The sequence below is a fragment of the Alsobacter sp. R-9 genome (assembly GCF_054612375.1).
On sequence record NZ_JBTSWJ010000005.1, the window covers coordinates 1 to 19,044 of the forward strand.

17 protein-coding genes are annotated in these 19,044 nt (G+C 69.3%); 6 read left to right on the forward strand and 11 right to left on the reverse strand.

Annotation, left to right across the window (positions count from 1 at the left end; all coding sequences use genetic code 11):
* Window positions 1-269: 269 nt before the first annotated feature.
* On the reverse strand, window positions 270-854 hold the full coding sequence (locus ACX9GQ_RS09655) for an NAD(P)H-dependent oxidoreductase (protein ID WP_459629320.1): 585 nt from the start codon (window positions 852-854) through the stop codon (window positions 270-272).
* Between the two features lie 141 nt (window positions 855-995).
* Here ACX9GQ_RS09655 and polA point away from each other — a divergent pair, with 141 nt between their 5' ends.
* On the forward strand, window positions 996-4,034 hold the full coding sequence (gene polA, locus ACX9GQ_RS09660; protein WP_459629321.1) for a DNA polymerase I: 3,039 nt from the start codon (window positions 996-998) through the stop codon (window positions 4,032-4,034).
* A gap of 24 nt (window positions 4,035-4,058) precedes the next feature.
* Here the strand turns inward: polA and ACX9GQ_RS09665 are convergent, their stop codons facing one another.
* The 3 genes from ACX9GQ_RS09665 to ACX9GQ_RS09675 are packed head-to-tail and all read right to left on the reverse strand — an operon-like array spanning window position 4,059 to window position 6,403.
* Window positions 4,059-4,892 (reverse strand): amidohydrolase family protein, encoded by an 834-nt coding sequence (locus ACX9GQ_RS09665; RefSeq protein ID WP_459629322.1) that lies wholly within the window; start codon window positions 4,890-4,892, stop codon window positions 4,059-4,061.
* Between the two features lie 46 nt (window positions 4,893-4,938).
* Window positions 4,939-5,373, reverse strand: coding sequence for an RbsD/FucU family protein (locus ACX9GQ_RS09670; protein ID WP_459629323.1), 435 nt, complete (start codon window positions 5,371-5,373; stop codon window positions 4,939-4,941).
* A gap of 7 nt (window positions 5,374-5,380) precedes the next feature.
* A complete protein-coding gene (locus tag ACX9GQ_RS09675) occupies window positions 5,381-6,403 on the reverse strand; it encodes an aldo/keto reductase (RefSeq protein WP_459629586.1) in 1,023 nt (340 codons plus the stop codon).
* Window positions 6,404-6,540: 137 nt separating this feature from the next.
* Here ACX9GQ_RS09675 and tal point away from each other — a divergent pair, with 137 nt between their 5' ends.
* Window positions 6,541-7,509: a transaldolase gene (gene tal / locus ACX9GQ_RS09680; protein WP_459629324.1), complete on the forward strand. Its 969-nt coding sequence runs from the start codon at window positions 6,541-6,543 to the stop codon at window positions 7,507-7,509.
* Between the two features lie 24 nt (window positions 7,510-7,533).
* Here the strand turns inward: tal and ACX9GQ_RS09685 are convergent, their stop codons facing one another.
* Together ACX9GQ_RS09685 and ACX9GQ_RS09690 are read right to left on the reverse strand one after the other, a co-directional pair.
* Window positions 7,534-8,700: a FecR family protein gene (locus tag ACX9GQ_RS09685; RefSeq protein ID WP_459629325.1), complete on the reverse strand. Its 1,167-nt coding sequence runs from the start codon at window positions 8,698-8,700 to the stop codon at window positions 7,534-7,536.
* 126 nt (window positions 8,701-8,826) lie between these two features.
* The gene (locus ACX9GQ_RS09690; RefSeq protein WP_459629326.1) at window positions 8,827-9,618 is read right to left on the reverse strand and encodes a class II glutamine amidotransferase; all 792 of its coding nucleotides are present in this window, start codon (window positions 9,616-9,618) and stop codon (window positions 8,827-8,829) included.
* A 182-nt stretch (window positions 9,619-9,800) separates the two neighbouring features.
* On the opposite strand from ACX9GQ_RS09690, the gene ACX9GQ_RS09695 reads away from it, so the two are divergent.
* Window positions 9,801-11,225 (forward strand): sodium:proton antiporter, encoded by a 1,425-nt coding sequence (locus tag ACX9GQ_RS09695; RefSeq protein WP_459629327.1) that lies wholly within the window; start codon window positions 9,801-9,803, stop codon window positions 11,223-11,225.
* 6 nt (window positions 11,226-11,231) lie between these two features.
* On the opposite strand, the gene ACX9GQ_RS09700 is transcribed toward ACX9GQ_RS09695, so the two are convergent.
* Window positions 11,232-11,609 (reverse strand): TIGR04076 family protein, encoded by a 378-nt coding sequence (locus ACX9GQ_RS09700; RefSeq protein WP_459629328.1) that lies wholly within the window; start codon window positions 11,607-11,609, stop codon window positions 11,232-11,234.
* A 5-nt stretch (window positions 11,610-11,614) separates the two neighbouring features.
* Window positions 11,615-13,018 (reverse strand): sodium:proton antiporter, encoded by a 1,404-nt coding sequence (locus ACX9GQ_RS09705; protein WP_459629329.1) that lies wholly within the window; start codon window positions 13,016-13,018, stop codon window positions 11,615-11,617.
* A gap of 143 nt (window positions 13,019-13,161) precedes the next feature.
* Between ACX9GQ_RS09705 and ACX9GQ_RS09710 the strand changes: the two genes are divergently transcribed.
* The 3 genes from ACX9GQ_RS09710 to ACX9GQ_RS09720 all read left to right on the forward strand — a co-directional run bounded on the left by ACX9GQ_RS09710 (window position 13,162) and on the right by ACX9GQ_RS09720 (window position 16,083).
* Window positions 13,162-13,722: a LemA family protein gene (locus ACX9GQ_RS09710; RefSeq protein WP_459629330.1), complete on the forward strand. Its 561-nt coding sequence runs from the start codon at window positions 13,162-13,164 to the stop codon at window positions 13,720-13,722.
* 18 nt (window positions 13,723-13,740) lie between these two features.
* Window positions 13,741-14,778, forward strand: coding sequence for a M48 family metallopeptidase (locus tag ACX9GQ_RS09715; RefSeq protein WP_459629587.1), 1,038 nt, complete (start codon window positions 13,741-13,743; stop codon window positions 14,776-14,778).
* 96 nt (window positions 14,779-14,874) lie between these two features.
* On the forward strand, window positions 14,875-16,083 hold the full coding sequence (locus ACX9GQ_RS09720; protein WP_459629331.1) for a peptide ABC transporter permease: 1,209 nt from the start codon (window positions 14,875-14,877) through the stop codon (window positions 16,081-16,083).
* A gap of 7 nt (window positions 16,084-16,090) precedes the next feature.
* On the opposite strand, the gene ACX9GQ_RS09725 is transcribed toward ACX9GQ_RS09720, so the two are convergent.
* The 3 genes from ACX9GQ_RS09725 to ACX9GQ_RS09735 are packed head-to-tail and all read right to left on the reverse strand — an operon-like array spanning window position 16,091 to window position 19,043.
* Window positions 16,091-17,095, reverse strand: coding sequence for an ABC transporter ATP-binding protein (locus tag ACX9GQ_RS09725; protein WP_459629332.1), 1,005 nt, complete (start codon window positions 17,093-17,095; stop codon window positions 16,091-16,093).
* Entirely contained in the window at window positions 17,092-18,099 is a 1,008-nt protein-coding gene (locus ACX9GQ_RS09730) for an ABC transporter ATP-binding protein (protein ID WP_459629333.1), read from the reverse strand. The genes ACX9GQ_RS09725 and ACX9GQ_RS09730 overlap by 4 nt, the downstream gene beginning before the upstream one ends.
* Window positions 18,096-19,043: an ABC transporter permease gene (locus tag ACX9GQ_RS09735; protein WP_459629334.1), complete on the reverse strand. Its 948-nt coding sequence runs from the start codon at window positions 19,041-19,043 to the stop codon at window positions 18,096-18,098. The genes ACX9GQ_RS09730 and ACX9GQ_RS09735 overlap by 4 nt, the downstream gene beginning before the upstream one ends.
* Window position 19,044: the final 1 nt, after the last annotated feature.

Consider the following 19,044-nt stretch of genomic DNA (forward strand, 5'->3'; position numbering starts at 1 on the left):
CACAGCATCACACCCAACGCAAACACCCCTCACCCGACCGAAGCCAGGTCAACATCAGACCCGATGTCCAGAAGATGTAGCGTCGGAGCGTCTCGCCGTCCCGAGGGACAACGTCGCCGCGAACGAGGCGGGATGTACCCCCTCTCCCCGGGGGACGCAACCCCCTTCGTGCAGATTTTTTTCGACCGGACGGTCAGATCAGGAACAAGTCGCTGATTTCTCATGGCGAATTTCTTCCACAACCGGCATTTGGACGGAGCCTGCCATCGTCACCCCCCCGTTCGCCCCAGGTCCCAGAGCTCCGCGAGCCAACTCTGACGCGTCTCGGCGGAGGCCTGCTCGACGCCTCCGAAGAGGCTGTCGCTGATCGGCCCGAGCCCGGACAGGGCAAGGATCTCGCGCTTCAGGCTGCGCAAGCCGTGCGCTCCGAACCACCAGCGATAGGCGAGCACCGGCATTCCCATGGTGATCACGATCCGTACGGACCGCCCCGCGAGGAGCTTCTCGGGCATGCCGGAACCCCGTGTCCGCGCGGCGAAGCCGGGTCGCAGCGTCTGCTCGAGGAAGGCCTTCACGAGGGCGGGCGCCCCACCCATCCACAGCGGAAACAACAGGACGACGTGCTCGGCCCAGCGGATGTCCTCCTGGGCCCGCGCGATGTCGGCGGGCGGCGCCATCGTCTCGAACTCGGCCTTCGAGCGCAGCAGCGGGATATCGGCCGACGCCAGTTCGAGCGTGCGGATCTCGTGCCCGGCCGCCCGTGCACTGGCTTCGTAGGCGCCCGCCATCGCGTGGATCAAGCGACCGCGATCGGGGTCGGGGTGGCCGTCGATGATGAGAATGCGCCGTGCCATGGCCTGCCTTTCTCGCATTCGATCGTGACGATGCTTGAGGAACGCTGCCGTGAGGCAGATCAACGGGATGTCGGAGCCGCTCGCACCTCGGGCGCCTCCGTGTCAGGATGCGCTGCTCCTGCAGAAGCCATCGAGACCCGCATGCCCGAGGCCACGTCCGCCGCCCATCCCGCGTCCCCCCGGCACCGTCCGGTGCGCAAGGGAGACCATGTCTTCCTTGTGGACGGCTCATCCTACATCTTTCGCGCCTACCACGCGCTTCCGCCGCTGACCCGCAAGTCGGACGGGCTCCCGGTGGGCGCGGTCGCCGGCTTCTGCAACATGCTGTGGCGGCTCCTGCGCGACAGCGTTGCCGGCGAGCGGCCCAGCCATCTCGCCGTCGTGTTCGACCACTCCGCCACGACCTTCCGCAACGCCCTCTACGACGGCTACAAGGCGCACCGGCCCGAGCCGCCGGAGGACCTCAGGCCCCAGTTCCGGCTGATCCGCGAGGCGGTTCGGGCCTTCGACCTGCCCTGCGTGGAACAGAAGGGCTATGAGGCCGACGACATCATCGCGACCTACAGCCGGCTCGCCTGCGAGGCCGGAGCGACGACGACCATCGTGGCCTCCGACAAGGACCTGATGCAGCTCGTCGGCAACGGCGTCAGCCTCTACGACTCGATGAAGGAACGGCGCATCGGTCGGGACGAGGTGATCGAGAAGTTCGGCGTGCCGCCGGAGAAGGTCGTCGACGTGCAGGCGCTGATCGGCGACAGCGTCGACAACGTTCCCGGTGTGCCGGGCATCGGCGTGAAGACTGCCGCGCAGCTGATCCTCGAATACGGCGACCTGGAGACGCTGCTGGCGCGTGCCGGCGAGATCAAGCAGCCCAAGCGGCGCGAGACGCTGCTCGCCAACATGGACCAGGCGCGGCTCTCCCGCACGCTGGTCACGCTGGACAGGAACGTCCCGCTGGACGAGCCGATCGATACGATCGGCGTGCACGATCCCGATCCGCGACGGCTCGTCGCCTTCCTCAAGGCCATGGAGTTCAACTCGGTGACGCGGCGCGTGTGCGAGGCGTATGGCCTCGACGCCGCGACGGTCGATCCGGACGCGGCACTGGCCGCGCCCGGTGCCGGCACGGGCTGGGGCGGCGATCCGGCGGCCGCGCCGGTTCACGGCCCGGACATGCGGACGGCCGATCCGGCGCCGGCGCCCACCGGCAGCGTCGCGGCCGCGGCCTCGAACGGCGCCACCGCTTCCGCCACCTCGGCCCGCAACGGCGAGGCGACGCCCGCCCACCTCAGCGGCGCGATGGCCGTCGCCATGCGGGCCATTCCCTTCGACGTCAGCCGGTACGAGGCTGTCCGCAGCGCCGACCGGCTGGCAGCGTGGATCGCCGAGGCGAAGTCCGTGGGCGTCGTCGCCTTCGACACCGAGACGACCTCGCTGGACGCCATGCGCGCCGACCTCGTCGGCTTCTCGCTCGCCACCGCTCCCGGCCGCGCGTGCTACGTGCCGCTGACCCACCGGGGCGAGGGTTCAGGCGACCTCTTCGGCGGCAACGACCTCGTGGAGGGGCAGATCCCGATCCGCGAGGCGCTCGCCATGGTCAAGCCGCTGCTGGAGGACCCCGGCGTCCTGAAGGTGGCGCAGAACCTGAAGTACGACTGGCTCGTCATGCAGCGGCACGGGATCACCGTGGCGCCGGCCGACGACACGATGCTGCTGTCCTACGTGCTCGACGCCGGGCGCAACGGGCACGGCATGGACGAGCTTTCGGAGAACCTCCTGGGGCACAAGCCGATCCAGTTCGGCGAGGTGGCCGGCACGGGCAAGAGCTTCATCGGCTTCGCCCGCGTCTCGATCGAGCGGGCCACGGAGTACGCCGCCGAGGACGCCGACGTGACGCTGCGACTGTGGCACGTGCTCAAGCCGCGGCTCGCCGCGGAAGGCATGACGAGCGCCTACGAGCGCCTGGAACGCCCGCTGGTGCCGGTGCTCGGCCGCATGGAGGAGCGCGGCATCGCCATCGACCGGCAGATCCTTTCACGCCTGTCCGGCGAGTTCGCGCAGGGCATGGCGCGCCTGGAGGCCGAGATCCACGGGCTCGCGGGCGAGCCTTTCAACCTCGGCTCGCCGAAGCAGCTCGGCGACATCCTGTTCGGCAAGATGGGGCTGCCCGGCGCGACGAAGACCGCCACGGGCGCCTGGTCCACCGGCGCCAAGGTGCTCGAGGACCTCGCAGAACAGGGGCACGAGTTGCCCGCCCGCATCCTCGAGTGGCGCCAGCTCTCCAAGCTGAAGTCGACCTACACGGACGCGCTGCCGGGCTACGTGCATCCGCAGACGCACCGCGTGCACACGTGCTTCTCGCTGGCATCGACGACGACGGGCCGCCTTTCGTCCTCCGAGCCGAACCTGCAGAACATCCCGGTGCGGACAGAGGAAGGGCGGCGCATCCGCACCGCCTTCGTCGCGACGCCTGGCCACAAGCTCGTCTCGGCCGACTACTCGCAGATCGAGTTGCGCGTGCTGGCCCACATCGCGGACATCCCCCAGTTGCGGCAGGCCTTCGCCGACGGCATCGACATCCATGCCATGACGGCCTCCGAGATGTTCGGCGTGCCGGTGAAGGGCATGGATCCGCAGGTCCGGCGCCGGGCCAAGGCGATCAACTTCGGCATCATCTACGGCATCTCGGCCTTCGGGCTGGCGAACCAGCTCGGCATCCCGCGCGAGGAGGCCGGGGCCTACATCAAGAAGTACTTCGAGCGTTTTCCCGGCATCCGCGACTACATGGAATCGACCAAGCGTTTCGCCCGGTCCAACGGCTACGTAACGACGATCTTCGGGCGGAGGGCCCATTATCCGCAGATCAACGCCCGCAACCCGTCGGAGCGCGCCTTCATGGAGCGCGCCGCGATCAACGCGCCGATCCAGGGTTCCGCGGCCGACATCATCCGACGGGCCATGGTGCGCATGGAGCCGGCGCTCGCGGCGGCTGGATTGTCGGCACGCATGCTGCTGCAGGTGCACGACGAACTGGTCTTCGAGGTCGCCGAGGACGAGGTGGAGGCGACGCTGCCGGTCGTGCGGTCGGTCATGATCGACGCGCCGCATCCGGCGGTGACGCTCTCCGTGCCTCTCCAGGTCGATGCGAGAGCGGCCCACAACTGGGAGGAGGCGCACTAGCCTTCCTCTCCTCGCGACTGTCGGTCAGACCGGCAGCCGGTAGAACTGGGTCGCGTTGGCGCCGAAGATGGCGATCTTCTCGCCGGCCGAGCAGCTGCCCACGAGCTCCTCGGCCGCATCGACCCACTGCAGGTAGGTTGCGGCGAGCGTGCACACCGGCCAGTCGGACCCGAAGATCAGGCGACCCGCGCCGAACGTGCCGAGCAGGTGGTCGGCATAGGGACGCAGGTCGTCCACCGTCCAGCCCGTCGCCGCTTCCGTCACGAGCCCGGAGAACTTGCACCAGGCCCCCGTGTCGGCGGCGAGCGCGGCCATGTCGGCGGCCCATCCGTCGAAGGCGCGGTTGCGGATGGCCGGCTTCGACGCGTGGTCGATCACCACGCGAAGGTCGGGCCAGCGCGCGAGGAGCCGCCGCAGGTTCGACAGGTGACGGGGATGGGTGAGCGCGTCGAAGGTCAGGTCGAGATCGATCAGGGCACGGAACGCCCACTCGATATCGGGGCGGAGCATCCAGTCCACGTCGGCGATGTCCTGGATCATCGGGCGTACGCCGCGGAACTTCGGGTGGCGTGCGAGGCGCTCGAGGTGGGCCCGGTGCGCCGGATCGGTGAAGTCGACCCAGCCGACGACCGCGCGCACGCTGTCGGTCGCGTCGGCGATGCCGAGCATGTACTCCGTTTCCTCGACCGTCGGCGCGGCCTGCACGAGGACCGTCCCCTGGAAACCCGCCTCCGCCAGCAGAGGCTCCATGTCCGCAGGGCCGAAGGGCCGGTTGAGCACGGAGTCGGGACTCAACCAGAAGTAATCTCCCCGGCCGGGATGCCAGTAATGCTGGTGTGCGTCGATGCGCTCGGTCATCGGATGGGCTCCCCTGCAGGTGGCCGCGTGTCGCCCGCGACCGGCGTCAATCCGGCCGGACGATGCCCTTCTTGAGGATGACGTTGCCGTAAAGCCGGCGCTCGCCGCTGACGACGACGGCGAAGGCGCCGCGGGCCTTCTCGTAGAAGGCGAAACGTTCCAGCGCGGCGAGGTGGAACCGGGGCCCCTCGCGGCGCGCGATGATCTCGCGGAACTCGTCGAAGATCGGCATCTCCGCCGCGGGGTCGCCGACGACCTGCATGCGCCATGCAGCCTCGGGCACGAAGTCGTCGAGCGGGAACACCGAAAGCACGGCGTCGAGGATGCGGGGCGACGGGATTCCGTCGAGGCGGATCACCGGACGACCCGAGGCGGTCGCGGGATAGTTGGCATCGACGATGGCGAGATCGTCGCCATGCCCCATGGCGCGCAGGGTGGAGAGCAGCTCGGGTCCGAGAAGCGGGTCGATCGACTTGAGCATGGGAGCCTCAGGTGGGAACGGGAGCGTCGGCGCGCAGCAGGCCCTCGGTCTTGAGGTCGGCCCACAGCGTGGCGGGAATAACGGCGGCGAGGCCGGCGGCGTTGCGGCGCACCTCTTCCGGACGCTGGCCGCCTGGGATCACGCTGACCACCGCCGGGTGGGCCAGAGGGAAATTGATGGCCGCGTCCGCCAGCGTCACGCCATGGGCCTCGCAGACGCGCTGGATTCGGCCCACGCGCTCGAGGATCGCGGGCGGCGCGGGGTCGTAGTTGTAGAATGCGCCGGGGCGCGGGCCCGTGGCGAGAATGCCGGAGTTGTACGGCCCGCCGAGGGCGATCCCGATGCCGCGCTCGACGCAGAGCGGGAGGAAGCTGTCCAGCGCCTCCTGTTCGAGCAGCGTGTAGCGCCCGGCGAGCAGGAAGAGGTCGAAATCCCCCTGCCGGGCCATGGCCTCGGCGACCTGCCACTCGTTGATGCCGGCGCCAATCGCCTTTACGGCGCCGCTCTCGCGCAGCTTCAGGACGGCCTTGTAGCCCCCCTCCATGAACTCGCGGATGCGCTGGTCCGACGCCGCCTTGGACCCGTGCGTGAAGATGTCGACGTCGTGGCAGTAGAGGATGTCGACGGCATCGACGCCGAGCCGCTCGAAGGACTGCTCCAGGGACCGCATGACGCCGTCGTAGGAGTAGTCGTAGACCTCGCGGCGGCTGGGTACGTCGATGAACTTCGGAGCCGAGCGTTCCGTCGGCGGGCAGGCGGTCAGGTAGCGCCCCACCTTGGTGGACAGCACGAAGGGCGCCTCGCGGTGCTCGCGGAGGAAGCCGTTCAGCCGCGTCTCGGAGAGGCCGAGCCCGTAAAGCGGGGCGGTGTCGAAATAGCGGCACCCCACGTCCCACGCCGCATCGAGCGTGGCGCGGGCCTCGGTCTCGGAGAGCGGCCGATAGAGGTTGCCGAGGGGCGCAGTGCCGAACCCCATGGCGCTAAAGGTGATGTCCGCGCCCGACCGCGAGCGGAAGACCCGCGTCGGCATCGTCTGCTGCACCATGGAGCCTGCTCTCCTCGCCTCCCGGCCGGCAAACCGACGGGGCGGTTCCGGCTCGTTGGCGCGCATGATAGGAAGCAACCGGTCCGGCGGCAAAGCCTGATCGCGGCCTGTGGGAGATGGCGATGGTTTCGAAGCTCGAGCAACTGAAGGCGATGACGGTGGTGGTCGCGGACACCGGTGACATCGACTCGATCCGTTCGTACCAGCCGACGGACTGCACGACGAATCCCACGCTGATCCTCAAGGCGGCCCAGATGCCGGCCTATGCCGCGATCGTCGAGGAAGCGATCGCGTGGGGACGCCGCCAGACCGGCACGAAGGACGCCGTGGCCGAGGCGGTGGCCGACCGGCTGGCCGTCAGCTTCGGTGCCGAACTTGCCGCGCTCGTTCCGGGCCGCGTCTCGACGGAAGTCGACGCGGACCTCTCCTTCGACACCGCCGCCACCGTCGCCAAGGCCCGGCAGGTCATCGCCGCCTACCAGGCACGCGGCATCGGACGCGAGAAGATCCTGATCAAGATCGCCTCCACATGGGAGGGGATCGAGGCCGCACGCGTCCTGCAGGCCGAGGGGATCGACTGCAACCTGACGCTTCTGTTCTCGCTGGTGCAGGCGGCGGCGGCTGCCGAGGCCAAGGCCTTCCTCATTTCGCCGTTCGTGGGCCGCATTCTCGACTGGCACGTGAAGGCAGAGGGCCGCAGCTTCGGTCCGGAGGAGGACCCCGGCGTCCTCTCCGTCCGGCGCATCTACGCCTACTACAAGCGCCACGGCTATCCGACGGTGGTCATGGGGGCATCGTTCCGCTCCGTGGGCGAGATCGAGGCCCTGGCCGGCTGTGACCGCCTGACGATCGCACCCGCCCTTCTCGAAGCGCTGAAGGGTGACGAGGGGCGGCTCGAGCGCCGGCTCGACCCGGCGCGCGATGCCGCCGCCGGTCTCGACAAGGTGGACACGCGGGAGTCGGCCTTCCGGTTCGCTCTCAACGAAGACGCGATGGCGACCGAGAAGCTGGCCGAAGGCATCCGCCTTTTCGCCAAGGACCTCCGTGCCCTGCGGGCGATGGTGACCGAACGGCTCGCTGCCGCGGCCTGAGCCCTCGCTGCGCCGCAAAGCGGCTCAGCGGTTCCCCGTTCCGTCGGACCGCACGCTGGGATCCACCGTCTGGCGGGTGCTCCAGTGCACAGGCCAGGAGCAGCTTGGCACCCGGATCCCGGGCGGTGCGCCTGCAACCGGGGGCTCCGCGATGCAAAGGGTCCCCACCGTGCGGGCGAGCGGCCACGCGGGCTCGCTGGCGATGGCCGGAGCGATCGTCACGGCGGCGACGAGGGCGCTCGACCAGTCACGCAGGCCGGACGCGGTGCGCAGGATGCCCCCGACGCCGGCCATCCGGACGCCGTCGCCCACAGGCTCCGCAGGACGCCGCTGCGCAGTGGCGACCTCGTTGCCTGATCCGGCCGCGGCGGAGGGTCCACCGCCCAGTTGCGGCTGCTCGGGAAGGACGGCGTCAGGCATGCGCACGGGCGCCCGGCTGTCGGGAGCCGGAGCGAGCGTCACCACGGTCGCCGGAACAGCGGGCTCGGGAGCGCCGACGACCATGTCCGGCGTGACCGTCGCGGCAAGGGCCGCAGCCGGAACGAGTGCGGGTCGGGCGGCCGCCCGGGCATCTGCGAACGTCTTCGCCGCGGCCGCAGCGCGCTGGCCCTTGTCCGAGCCGAACGTCCAGTCACCCGCCCCGAGCGTGCGGACGCCGCCGACGCCCGTCCGGGAGGCGTCCACGATCTGGCCCGGCACCATGGAACGGCACTGGCCCGCCGCGCAGACGTCGACGGCACCCTCATGCAGAACGACCGTGGTACCCGTCTCGCCCACGCGAACATCGAAGGTCGTGCCACGAACGGCGATGGTCGCGTGCGGCGTGCGCACCTGGTAATCGTGGCCGCCAGGCCCGGTGCCGGAAATGAAGCGGAAGAACCCTTTCACCGCCTCGACGGTGCGGGGGCCGGTGCCGCCGCGGAACACGAACTCGTCGAGGCGCACCTCGGACTGCGGCCCGATGGACATCAGGGACTTGTCGAGAAACGACAGCACCGCCGAGCTCTCGGCGAAGGTGCGGACGATCTGGTCGCGGTAGACCGAGTCGCCCATGCTGATCGGATAGAGCCGGCCCGCTGCAATGCCGCGCACGTCCCGCTGGATGAACTGGGCGTCGCCGATGACCTGGGCCAGCACGGGCCCCGTCAGGAGGACCGAAACCGCCAGTGCGATGAAGCCGCGGAGAAACACGTCGTCTGTCCAATCAACATAAACAATGCTGATTTTCTACAACTTCTCCTCATTCCCTGCAAGCGGCAATTGTCGTGATTGGAAAGTAACGCTCTGTAATCGTATCCGTTTACGGGAAATTTAGCCTTATGCAACCTTGAGTTGTATCGCTTCGTCCATGCACCTCATCTCGACGGGCCGCCCGGCCCTTGCGACGAGCGCGCAGGATCCCGGCAGGGCCTGCCAGCCCTCCTGGGCGCGGTCGAGCGGTTCCGACACGATCAGGAGGTCCTCGTCACGCTCGCGGTGATAGAGCGTCGCCGGCCGACCGTCGGACGCCCAGCGGAAGGCGAAGACGTCGCATCCGTCAGTGAGCGCCGCCGTGAACCGGAGCGCTTCACGGATGCCGGCCGCCTGCATGAACGTGCAGACCTTGCGCAACGTCCGCGCCATGGCGCCCACAGGGTCCTCGTCGAGCCCGTCTGCGAGCGCCGCGAGGAACAGGGCCTCGCTGTCGGTGGTTCCGACCCGGTGCTGGTAGAGGTCGTCGGGGATGAGGTGCTCGAGCCGGCGGCGGACCTCGGCGTACCCGCCGATCTGGCCGTTGTGCATGAACATCCAGCGCCCGCGCACGAAGGGGTGGCAGTTGACGCGCGAGGTCGCGGTGCCGGTGGCCGCGCGGACATGGGCGAAGAAGAGCCCGGAGGAGACCTGCGCGCAGATGGACCTGAGGTTCTCGTCCGACCAGGCCGGCCGGACCTCGCGGTAGAGGCCCGGTTCCGTCCGGGAGCCGTACCAGCCGACGCCGAAGCCGTCGCCGTTCGTCCCCGTCTTCGTCTCCTCGGCATGAAGGGACTGGTGCACGAGCGAGTGGCAGGGGGCGCAGACGAGCGTCTCGAGAAAGACCGGGCGCCCCCTGTAGGCGAGAAACCGGCACATGGTTCGAACTCTCCAGTCGAAGCGCCGCGTTTAGCCGAAGTCAGCTTGCGCCGCCACGATGAAGGCGGGCTTAACGTCCCTTTCCGGGACCGGCCACATTCGTCAGCCGCTCAGCTACCATTTTCGGGCGACATGAATATATCGGTGACGACGTGCCGCTGTGACATTGGGGGAAGCCCATCTTGACGACTCGCCTCGCCATCTTGGGCCACCTCGCTGCGCCGCTCGTCCTCGCCATCCTCGCCACGCCGGCATCCGCCGCCGAACTCGACGGCCGCACCCTCGGCTACGTCTGGGCCATCCCCTTCATGGGGATTCTCCTGTCGATTGCTCTGGGGCCCCTGCTCTTTCCCAAGCTCTGGCACCACCGCTACGGCACCATTGCCGCCTTCTGGGCGGCGCTTGTCGTGGTTCCCCTGTTGATCGCGCTGGGACCGACGGGGGCGCTGGGGGCGATCCTCCACGCCATCCTGCTGGAGTACGTCCCCTTCATCCTGCTGCTCTTCGCGTTGTTCACGGCGGCGGGCGGCATCGTGGTCGCCGGCAACATCCACGGCACGCCGGCGGCCAACACCGCGCTGCTGGCCGTGGGCACGGGCCTCGCCAGCATCATCGGCACGACGGGCGCGTCGATGATCCTCATCCGCCCGCTCCTGCGCGCCAACGACAACCGGCGGCACAACGTGCATGTCGTCGTGTTCTTCATCTTCCTCGTGTCGAACATCGGCGGCTCGCTGACGCCGCTCGGCGACCCGCCGCTCTTCCTGGGCTTCCTGCGCGGCGTCGACTTCTTCTGGACGACGACGGCGCTGTTCCTGCCGATGCTGCTGGCATCGGTCATCCTGCTCGCCCTGTTCTACGCGCTGGACAGCTTCCTCTACCGCAAGGAGGGCGCCGCGGCGCCGATGCGGGACCCGACCCCCGACAAGCGCATCCGGGTCGTGGGCACCGTCAACTTCCTGCTGATCGGGGTCGTGGTGCTCGCCATCCTGCTCAGCGGCTTCTGGAAGCCGGGCATCGTCTTCACCGTCGTCGGCGTCGAGGTGCCGCTGCAGAACATCGTGCGCGACGTCACGATGGTGCTGGTGGGTCTCGCCTCGCTGGCGCTGAGCAAGGCGGAGCACAGGGAGGCGAACGCCTTCGACTGGGAGCCCATCCGCGAGGTGGCCAAGCTCTTCGCAGCCATCTTCGTCTGCATCATCCCGGTGCTGGCGATGCTGAACGCCGGCGCCGAGGGCCCCTTCAAGGGCCTTGTGGGGCTCGTGACGCGCCCCGACGGCTCGCCGTCGCCGGCCGCCTATTTCTGGCTCACCGGCATCCTGTCGTCGTTCCTCGACAACGCCCCGACCTACCTCGTCTTCTTCGAGCTGGCGGGTGGCGATCCGGCGACGCTCATGGGTCCGATGGCGCCGGTACTGACGGCCATCTCGCTGGGCGCCGTGTTCATGGGCGCCAACACCTACATCGGCAACGCCCCGAACTTCATGGTGTACGCCATCGCCCGTTCCGGGGGCGTTGCGATGCCGAGCTTCTTCGGCTTCATGCTCTGGTCCGGTGCGGTCCTGCTGCCGCTCTTCGCACTGCTGACCTTCGTGTTCCTGCGCTGAGCGGCCTCAGGCCGGCTCGGCGCGGAACCCGGCGGGCAGCAGGGGCACGACCGTCACCTCGGAATGGCGGAACACGCGCTTGCCGATGCGCGTGATCCGGAAGCGTGCGCCGCAGAAGGGATCCGGGCAGGCGACCTCGGCGTCCGTCGTCATCCAGTCGTTGGGGTGCGTCGGCCGCTGCTTGGCCGGCAGCAGCGGCAGCAGCGCGGCGAGCGGATAGATCGGGAAGGTCTGCCCCGGCGGCAGCGAGAGGTTCTCCCCGGAGAGCTCGAAGAAATCCCCCTCCTTGTGGTTGCAGACCATCGGGCGATCTCCCTTCACCACCTCGACGCGCAGGTCGTAGAGCACGAAGGCGTCGTCGGGCTCGGCATCGGCTGCGGACATGGCACTCACCGGAAGAAGACGAAGGTGACGAGGATGAAGGTCGGGATCAGGACGGCGCCCGACCAGACCATGTAGCCGAAGAAGCTCGGCATGCGGACACCGGCGGACCGGGCGATCGCATAGACCATGAAGTTGGGTGCGTTGCCGATGTAGCTGTTGGCGCCCATGAACACCGCGCCGCAGGAGATGGCCGCCAGCGTCAGCGCGCCTTTCGTCATCAGCGTCGCGGCATCGCCGCCCGCCAGTTCGAAGAACACGACGTAGGTCGGGGCGTTGTCGAGGAAGGACGAGAGCGCGCCGGTGAGCCAGAAGTAGGCGACATTGTTGGGCGTGCCGTCGGGGTTCGACACGAGCGCCACGAGCGGTGCGAAGGCGCCGTCCGCTCCCGCGCGCAACATCGCCAGCACGGGCACCATGGCGATGAAGATGCCCGCGAAGAGCTTGGCGACTTCGACGATCGGCCCCCAGGAGAAGCCGTTCGCCTCGCGATAGTCCTTGCGTGTGAGCACCATCGAAGCGACCGCGACGGCCACGAAGATCGCGTCACGCAGGATGTTCTGCCACTCGGCCTCGACCCCCGCCACCCGGAACGCCACGCCCGGCTTCCAGGTCGCGCTCATGAGGATCGCGGCGATGATGACGCCAATCAGCGCCACGTTGACGAGGCCGTGGATCCGGATGCCTTCCACCGTCTCGGGCGTCGGATCGGGCTTGAACGTCTCCCGGCGGTAGAGCCAGCTGTCGACGAAAAAGAACACGGCCAGCACGATGCCGCTGGCGAACAGCGCCTCGCCGAAGAGGTGCGTCGTCGTCCAGAAGAAGTCGACTCCGCGGAGGAAGCCGAGGAAGAGGGGCGGGTCGCCCAGCGGCGTGAGCGAGCCACCGAGGTTCGACACGAGGAAGATGAAGAAGACCACCACGTGCACGTTGCGCTTGCGGTTGTCGTTGGCCCGCAGGATTGGCCGGATCAGGACCATCGAGGCGCCCGTGGTGCCGATCACGCTGGCGAGCGCCGTCCCCGCCGCCAGGAGGCCCGTGTTGACGAGCGGCGTCCCGCGCAGGTTGCCGGAGACGAAGATGCCGCCCGCAGCCGTAAACAACGCCAGCAGCAGCAGGATGAAGGGCACGTATTCGAGGAGGATGGTGTGGGCGACCGCGCTCGCAGTCACGTCGACGCCGCGGAACAGGACCAGCGGCACTGCGACGAGCAGCGCCCAGAGCGCGGCGATCTTGCCCTGGTGATGCTCCCACAGATGCGGGGCGAAGAGCGGGAACAGGGCGATCGACAGCAGGATGCCGAGGAACGGTATCGCCCAGGCGATGCCGAAACTGGCTCCGTTCAAGTCGGCCGCCGACGCCCCGGTCGGGGCCGCCGCCATGACGGCGGCCAGAAACACGGCTGAACGCATGAAGATCCCCCCTTGCCCGGGTCAGACTTAGGGGATGGCCCCGGCCTCGGCAACGCCCGCCTGTGCCTCAGGCTTGCGCTCGGCGCCTCGCGACCCGACACTGGCCGTGATCCTTGGGGGGCCCGGCGGGCCGGGAGGAAACGATGGCGGCTTGGATTCTGCTCGGACTGATCGTCGTGGCCGGCCTCTGGCTGATCGCGACCTACAACGGCCTCGTCGGCTTGCGGCAGCGCGTGAGCCAGGCCTTCGCCGACATCGACGTGCAGCTGAAGCAGCGGCACGACCTCATTCCAAACCTCGTCGAGACCGTGAAGGGCTACGCCACCCACGAGAAGTCGACGCTCGAGGCGGTGATCCAGGCGCGCAATGCGGCCCTGGCGGCGCAGGGCCCCGGAGCCCAGGCGGCCGCGGAGAACCAGCTGACGGGGGCGCTGGGGCGGCTCATCGCGCTTTCCGAGGCCTACCCGGACCTCAAGGCCAACGCCAACTTCCAGCAGTTGCAGGGCGAACTGTCGGACATCGAGAACAAGCTCGCGGCGGCCCGGCGGTTCTTCAACAACGCGGTGAGCGAGTACAACGCGTCGATCCAGGCCTTCCCGGCGGTCTTCTTCGCGAAGAACTTCGGCTTCACGGAGCGCGAGTTCTTCGACGTCGGCACGGACGCGCGGGTTGCCCTCGACAAGCCGCCCAGCGTGAGCTTCTGACCCGCAGGCACGGCGATGCTGCCGGCCTACGGCCTCTACACGCACATCCGCGCCAACCGCGTCCGGTCCGTGCTGCTGCTGGCGGGCCTCTTCGTGCTCGTCTTCCTGCTGACCTACGCCGCCCTCCTGTGGCTGGCAGCGATGGGGAGCGGGCGCGCACCGCTGCAGGCCCTCGCAAACCAGGCGTGGAGCACGTTCGTGCCCGTCACCCCGTGGATCAGCCTGCTGACCGCGGGCTGGGTCTTCACGGCGTGGCACTTCAACCGGGCCATGATCGACGCGGTCAGCGGCTCGCGCGCGGTGACCCGCGCCGAGCAGCCTCGTCTCTACAACAGCCTCGAGAACCTCTGCATCTCGCGTGGCATCCCCATGCCGAAGCTCGAGATCATCGACACGGACGTGCTCAACGCGTTCGCCAGCGGCCTCAACGCTCGCCAGTACACCATCACCGTCACCTCCGGCCTCGTCGCCGCGCTCACCGACGAGGAACTGGAGGCAGTGCTCGCGCACGAACTGACCCACATCCGCAACGAGGACGTGAAGCTGATGGTGATCGCCGGCATCATCGCCGGGGTGATCTCCTTCTTCGGCGAGATGCTGTTCCGGAGCATGACCCGGGTCCGCTGGTCGAGTGGCTCGTCCTCGTCGTCCGAGAGAAAGGGCGGTGCCGGGCTCGCGATCGTCATCGCGGTGGCCCTTATTCTCGTCGCCTGGGTGCTGTCCCTCGTCATCCGGTTCAGCCTGTCCCGGTCCAGGGAATTCCTCGCCGACGCGGGAGCGGTCGAGCTGACCAAGAACCCGGACGCCATGATCAGCGCGCTGATGAAGGTAGCCGGCCGGGGCGAAATCCCCGGCGCGCCCTCCGCGGTGATGGAGATGTGCCTCGACAACCCCCGCTCGGGCTTCGCCGACCTCTTTGCGACGCACCCTCCGATGGAGGAGCGGATCGACGCTCTCGTCCGGCTGGCGGGCGGCCGGCTCCCGGCCGAAATCCCTGATGCACCGCCGCCATTGACCGGCGGTCTCGACCCGCAGCGGCGCGGACCCTGGGGCTGAGAGGCAAGAACCGCCCGTTGTGTGGCAGAGAGCCCACAGTTTTCCCGCGCCGCATGTGGCTAGAGTCGCGGTCGCTGTCATCGACGACGGATGCCCATGGACCGGAGCGTCACCCACACCGCGGATCTGGCGAAGGATGCCGCCGGCCTCCTCAGGCGTTTCGGCTTCGCCGTGCTGGTGATCGTGGTGCCGCTGGCCGCCATGGTTTCGCGGCGCGGGCTCGTGATCCTTCTGCCGATCGGCATGGCCCTGATCGTGGTGGCGACCTTCCTCGAAAGCGACGGTCGTGAACCCCTCGGCACGGTGCGGCGCGCCGCCATCGGCCCGGCCGGAGCCCTGGCTGCGTTCCTCGCCTTCTGGGCCGGCCTGTCGCTGGTGTGGACCCCGTTCCCCGACGAAGCGGCCGAACGCCTGCTCAATCTCGTCGGCGCCGGGCTCCTCGCCTTCGTCGCAGCGGCGGCGCTGCCGCAGCGGATGCGCGTCAGCAATCTCTATCTGATGCCCATCGGCGCCGGGCTCGCGGCCCTCTCCGCCATCTGGCTCGCCTGGCGGCTCGGCCGCGGGCTCGAATGGCTCGACCGGTCGATCCTCGATCGTGGACTGCTCCTGCTCGTGCTCGTGACACCGGCCGCCGTCAGCTGGCTCGCCTCGAAGGACCGCTTCATCTCGTGCTTCCTGCTGGTGGCCGCGGTCACGGCTGCGCTGATCATGGGCGAGGCGTGGCCCGCGCTCGTCGCACTCGCGGTCGGGGCGGTGATCTTCGGCATCGCGACGGTCGACACGGCCATCGGGCGCTGGACCTGCATGGTCCTCATCCCGGGCCTCGTCGTGGCGGCCCCGGCGATGCCCTTCCTCCTGCGCCCGCTGTCGAAGCTCGTGTTCGGGGCGACCCATCCCCGCGTCGAGATGGTGCGGACGTGGGGTCGGATCGTCTACGACGACCCCGCGCGCCTCTTCACCGGGCACGGGCTCGACACGGCCCTTCGGGCCAAGCTCGCCGGCCTCGTCCCGCAGGGTGCCCCGACGGGCCTTCTCTTCGAGGTATGGTTCGAGCTCGGGTTCCTCGGCGCCGTCGCGCTCGCCCTGCTTCTGGCGCGCACGATCGACAGCGCCTCGCGCCTGCAGGGGGGCGCCGCCGCCGGGGCGCTGATGACGCTCAGCGTCGCCTTCGTGCTTGCGGTCGCCGGGCAAGGCGCCGCGCAGGCGTGGTGGCTCTTCGGCCTCTCGCTCGCGGCGCTGACGGCGGTGGCCGTGGACCGCGGGCAGTACCGGACGACCCGTCCCCGCACGACGGCCCGGCCCTGATCCGGCCTCAGCCGGCCGACCGGGCCCCGGCGCTCTCCCGCGCAACGGCATGGCAGGCCACGCCGTCGATCGTGGGCGGCGCCTCGCGACGGCACAGGTCGAACGCGAGCCCGCAGCGGGGGTGGAAGGTGCAGCCCGAGGGCGGCGAGATCGGGTTCGGGATCTCGCCCTGGACCGGCGTGCGCGGCCGGCCGCTCATCGCGAGGTCCGGCACTGCATCGAGCAACATCCGCGTGTAGGGATGGCGCGGAGCAGCGAAGAGCTGCCGGGCGGGCGCCACCTCGACGAGGCGGCCGAGATACATCACGCCGATCGTCGTCGCCATGTGACGCACCACGGCGAGGTTGTGGCTGATGAAGAGGTAGGTCAGCCCGAGGCGGTCCTGCAGGTCGCGCATCAGGTTGAGGATCTGCGCCTGCACCGACACGTCGAGCGCCGACGTGGGCTCGTCGCAGACGATGAAGTCGGACTCGGCCGCCAGCGCGCGGGCGATGGCGATGCGCTGGCGCTGGCCGCCCGAGAACTCGTGGGGAAACTTGCTCGCGTCGGCCGGATCGAGACCGACGAGCCGCAGGAGCTCGGCGACGCGGTCCGTCACGTCCCGCCGGTTCTCGGCGATCCCGAAGGCGCGGATCGGCTCGCCGATGATGTCCCCGACCCGCCAGCGGGGATCCAGGCTGGCGAACGGATCCTGGAAGATCATCTGGATGCGCCGGCGCAGGCGGCGGCGTTCGGCCTCGTGCCCCGCTCCGGTCATCGGCACGCCGGCGATGCGCACCTCGCCGCCCGTGGGCGGCAGCAGGCCCACGACCATCCGCGCCACGGTGGACTTGCCCGAGCCCGACTCGCCCACCAGAGCGAAGGTCTCGCCCTTGCGGATGGAGAAGCTGACCCCATCGACGGCCTTCAGCAACTGCCGGCCCTCGCGGGCCATGACCCGCTCGAGCCAGGGCTTCGACACGTCGAACGTGCGGCGCAGGCCGGACACCTGGACGAGCGGGTGGTCGGTCATGGGGCCGCTCCGTGGCCGCTTGCAACCGGTTGCATCACGTCCCCGTCATAGAGGTGGCAGGCCACCGCGTGCTCCCCGACGCGGCTCGGCTCGGGCCGGTCGACGTGGCAGCGCGCAAAGGCACGGGCGCACCGCGGCCGGAAGGCGCAGCCCTTCGGGATCGCGGCGAGGCGGGGCATCGAGCCCGGGATCTGGACGAGCCGGTCGGCCTCGCCTTCGAGCGTCGGGATCGAGCCCATCAGGCCCTTGGCGTAGGGGTGCAGGGGATCCTTGACCACCGCCCGCACGGGGCCGATCTCGGCGACGCGGCCCGCATACATCACCGCCACGCGGTCTGCGGTTTCTGCGATCACGCCCATGTCGTGCGTAATCAGCATCACGGCGGTGCCGCGTTCCGTACACAGGCGGCGCAGCAGGGTGATGATCTGCGCCTGCACGGAGACGTCGAGGGCCGTCGTGGGCTCGTCGGCGATCACGAGGTCCGGCTCGGCGCACAGCGCGAGGGCGAGCACGACGCGCTGGCGCATGCCGCCGGAGAACTCGTGCGGATAGCCGTCGATCCGCCGTTCCGCCGCCGGGATGCCGACCTCCTTGAGGAGGTCGACCGCGCGCCGGCGGGCCTCCGCGGCAGACACGTCGAGATGGGCGAGGATCGTCTCGACGATCTGGTCCCCGACCCGGTAGAGCGGGTTGAGGCTCGTCAGCGGGTCCTGGAAGACCATGCCGATGCGCCGTCCGCGGATCTCGCGCATCGCCTCAGCCGGCAAGCCGTTGATGCGCTGGCCGTTGAGAAGGATCTCGCCGCCGCTGATCCGGCCGGGTGGATCGATCAGCCCGATCACGGCGGAGCCGGTCAGGGACTTGCCCGCGCCCGACTCGCCGACCACGCCGAGCACCTCGCCGCGCGCGATGTCGAACGACACGCCGTCCAGCGCCTTGAGCACGCCCCGGCGCGTCGCGAACTCGACCTTGAGGTCGCGGATGGAGAGGACCGGGGCGCTCATCGCAGCTTCGGGTTGAGGGCGTCGCGGAGCCAGTCGCCGACGAGGTTCACGGCCAGCACGAAGGCGGCGAGCGTGATCCCCGGGAAGGCGACGATCCACCACTCGCCCGAGAAGAGGAAGTCGTTGCCGATGCGGATGAGCGTGCCGAGAGAGGGCTGCGTCGGCGGCAGTCCCACGCCGAGGAAGGACAGGGTGGCCTCGGTGATGACCGCGAGCGCGATGTTGATGGTGAGGATGACGAGCACCGGCCCGATGACGTTGGGCAGCACGTGCCGCGCCAGGATCAGCGGCGTCGGGATGCCGATGAGGCGTGCAGCCTGCACGTAGTCCTTGTTCTTCTCCACCATCGTCGAGCCGCGGATGGTGCGGGCGTACTGCACCCAGAACGACAACCCGATCGCCATGATCAGCACGAGGAAGGCCGTCTCCTCGCGCTGCCCCTTGCCGACGACGCCGTGCACGACCCCGTCGAGGAGAAGCGCGATCAGGATGGAGGGGAACGTCAGCTGCACGTCGGCGAGGCGCATGACGAAGGCGTCGAACCGACCGCCCAGCCAACCGGCCATGAGGCCGAGCGTGATGCCGATGATGGCCGCGATGGCAACCCCCGCGAGCCCGATGACCAGCGACACCCGCATGCCGTAGAGGATGGCCGAGAACAGGTCGCGGCCCTGGTTGTCGGTGCCGAGCAGGAACTTCGGGTCCCCGCCCTCCACCCAGCGCGGCGGCATGAGCGAATCGAGGATGTCGACGTTGGCGGGGTCGAACGGGTTGCTCGGCGCGATCAGCGGCGCCAGCGCGGCCCCGCCGATGAGCGCGAGCGATACGATGGCCGAGACGATCGTCACCTTCGACGCGAGGAAGCTCGCGAGGATGTCGCTGTCGCGCCAGCGCGGGCGCGTGCCCGCCGCCGTTCCGCCCGTGGTTTCTGCCGCCTGGGTCATG

Coding starts and splice junctions, on each gene's coding strand:
- ACX9GQ_RS09655 (WP_459629320.1), bottom strand. CDS start 854: ATGGCACGGCGCATTCTCATCATCGACGGCCACCCCGACCCCGATCGC.
- polA (WP_459629321.1), top strand. CDS start 996: ATGCCCGAGGCCACGTCCGCCGCCCATCCCGCGTCCCCCCGGCACCGT.
- ACX9GQ_RS09665 (WP_459629322.1), bottom strand. CDS start 4,892: ATGACCGAGCGCATCGACGCACACCAGCATTACTGGCATCCCGGCCGG.
- ACX9GQ_RS09670 (WP_459629323.1), bottom strand. CDS start 5,373: ATGCTCAAGTCGATCGACCCGCTTCTCGGACCCGAGCTGCTCTCCACC.
- ACX9GQ_RS09675 (WP_459629586.1), bottom strand. CDS start 6,403: ATGCCGACGCGGGTCTTCCGCTCGCGGTCGGGCGCGGACATCACCTTT.
- tal (WP_459629324.1), top strand. CDS start 6,541: ATGGTTTCGAAGCTCGAGCAACTGAAGGCGATGACGGTGGTGGTCGCG.
- ACX9GQ_RS09690 (WP_459629326.1), bottom strand. CDS start 9,618: ATGTGCCGGTTTCTCGCCTACAGGGGGCGCCCGGTCTTTCTCGAGACG.
- ACX9GQ_RS09700 (WP_459629328.1), bottom strand. CDS start 11,609: ATGTCCGCAGCCGATGCCGAGCCCGACGACGCCTTCGTGCTCTACGAC.
- ACX9GQ_RS09705 (WP_459629329.1), bottom strand. CDS start 13,018: ATGCGTTCAGCCGTGTTTCTGGCCGCCGTCATGGCGGCGGCCCCGACC.
- ACX9GQ_RS09710 (WP_459629330.1), top strand. CDS start 13,162: ATGGCGGCTTGGATTCTGCTCGGACTGATCGTCGTGGCCGGCCTCTGG.
- ACX9GQ_RS09720 (WP_459629331.1), top strand. CDS start 14,875: ATGGACCGGAGCGTCACCCACACCGCGGATCTGGCGAAGGATGCCGCC.
- ACX9GQ_RS09725 (WP_459629332.1), bottom strand. CDS start 17,095: ATGACCGACCACCCGCTCGTCCAGGTGTCCGGCCTGCGCCGCACGTTC.
- ACX9GQ_RS09730 (WP_459629333.1), bottom strand. CDS start 18,099: ATGAGCGCCCCGGTCCTCTCCATCCGCGACCTCAAGGTCGAGTTCGCG.
- ACX9GQ_RS09735 (WP_459629334.1), bottom strand. CDS start 19,043: ATGACCCAGGCGGCAGAAACCACGGGCGGAACGGCGGCGGGCACGCGC.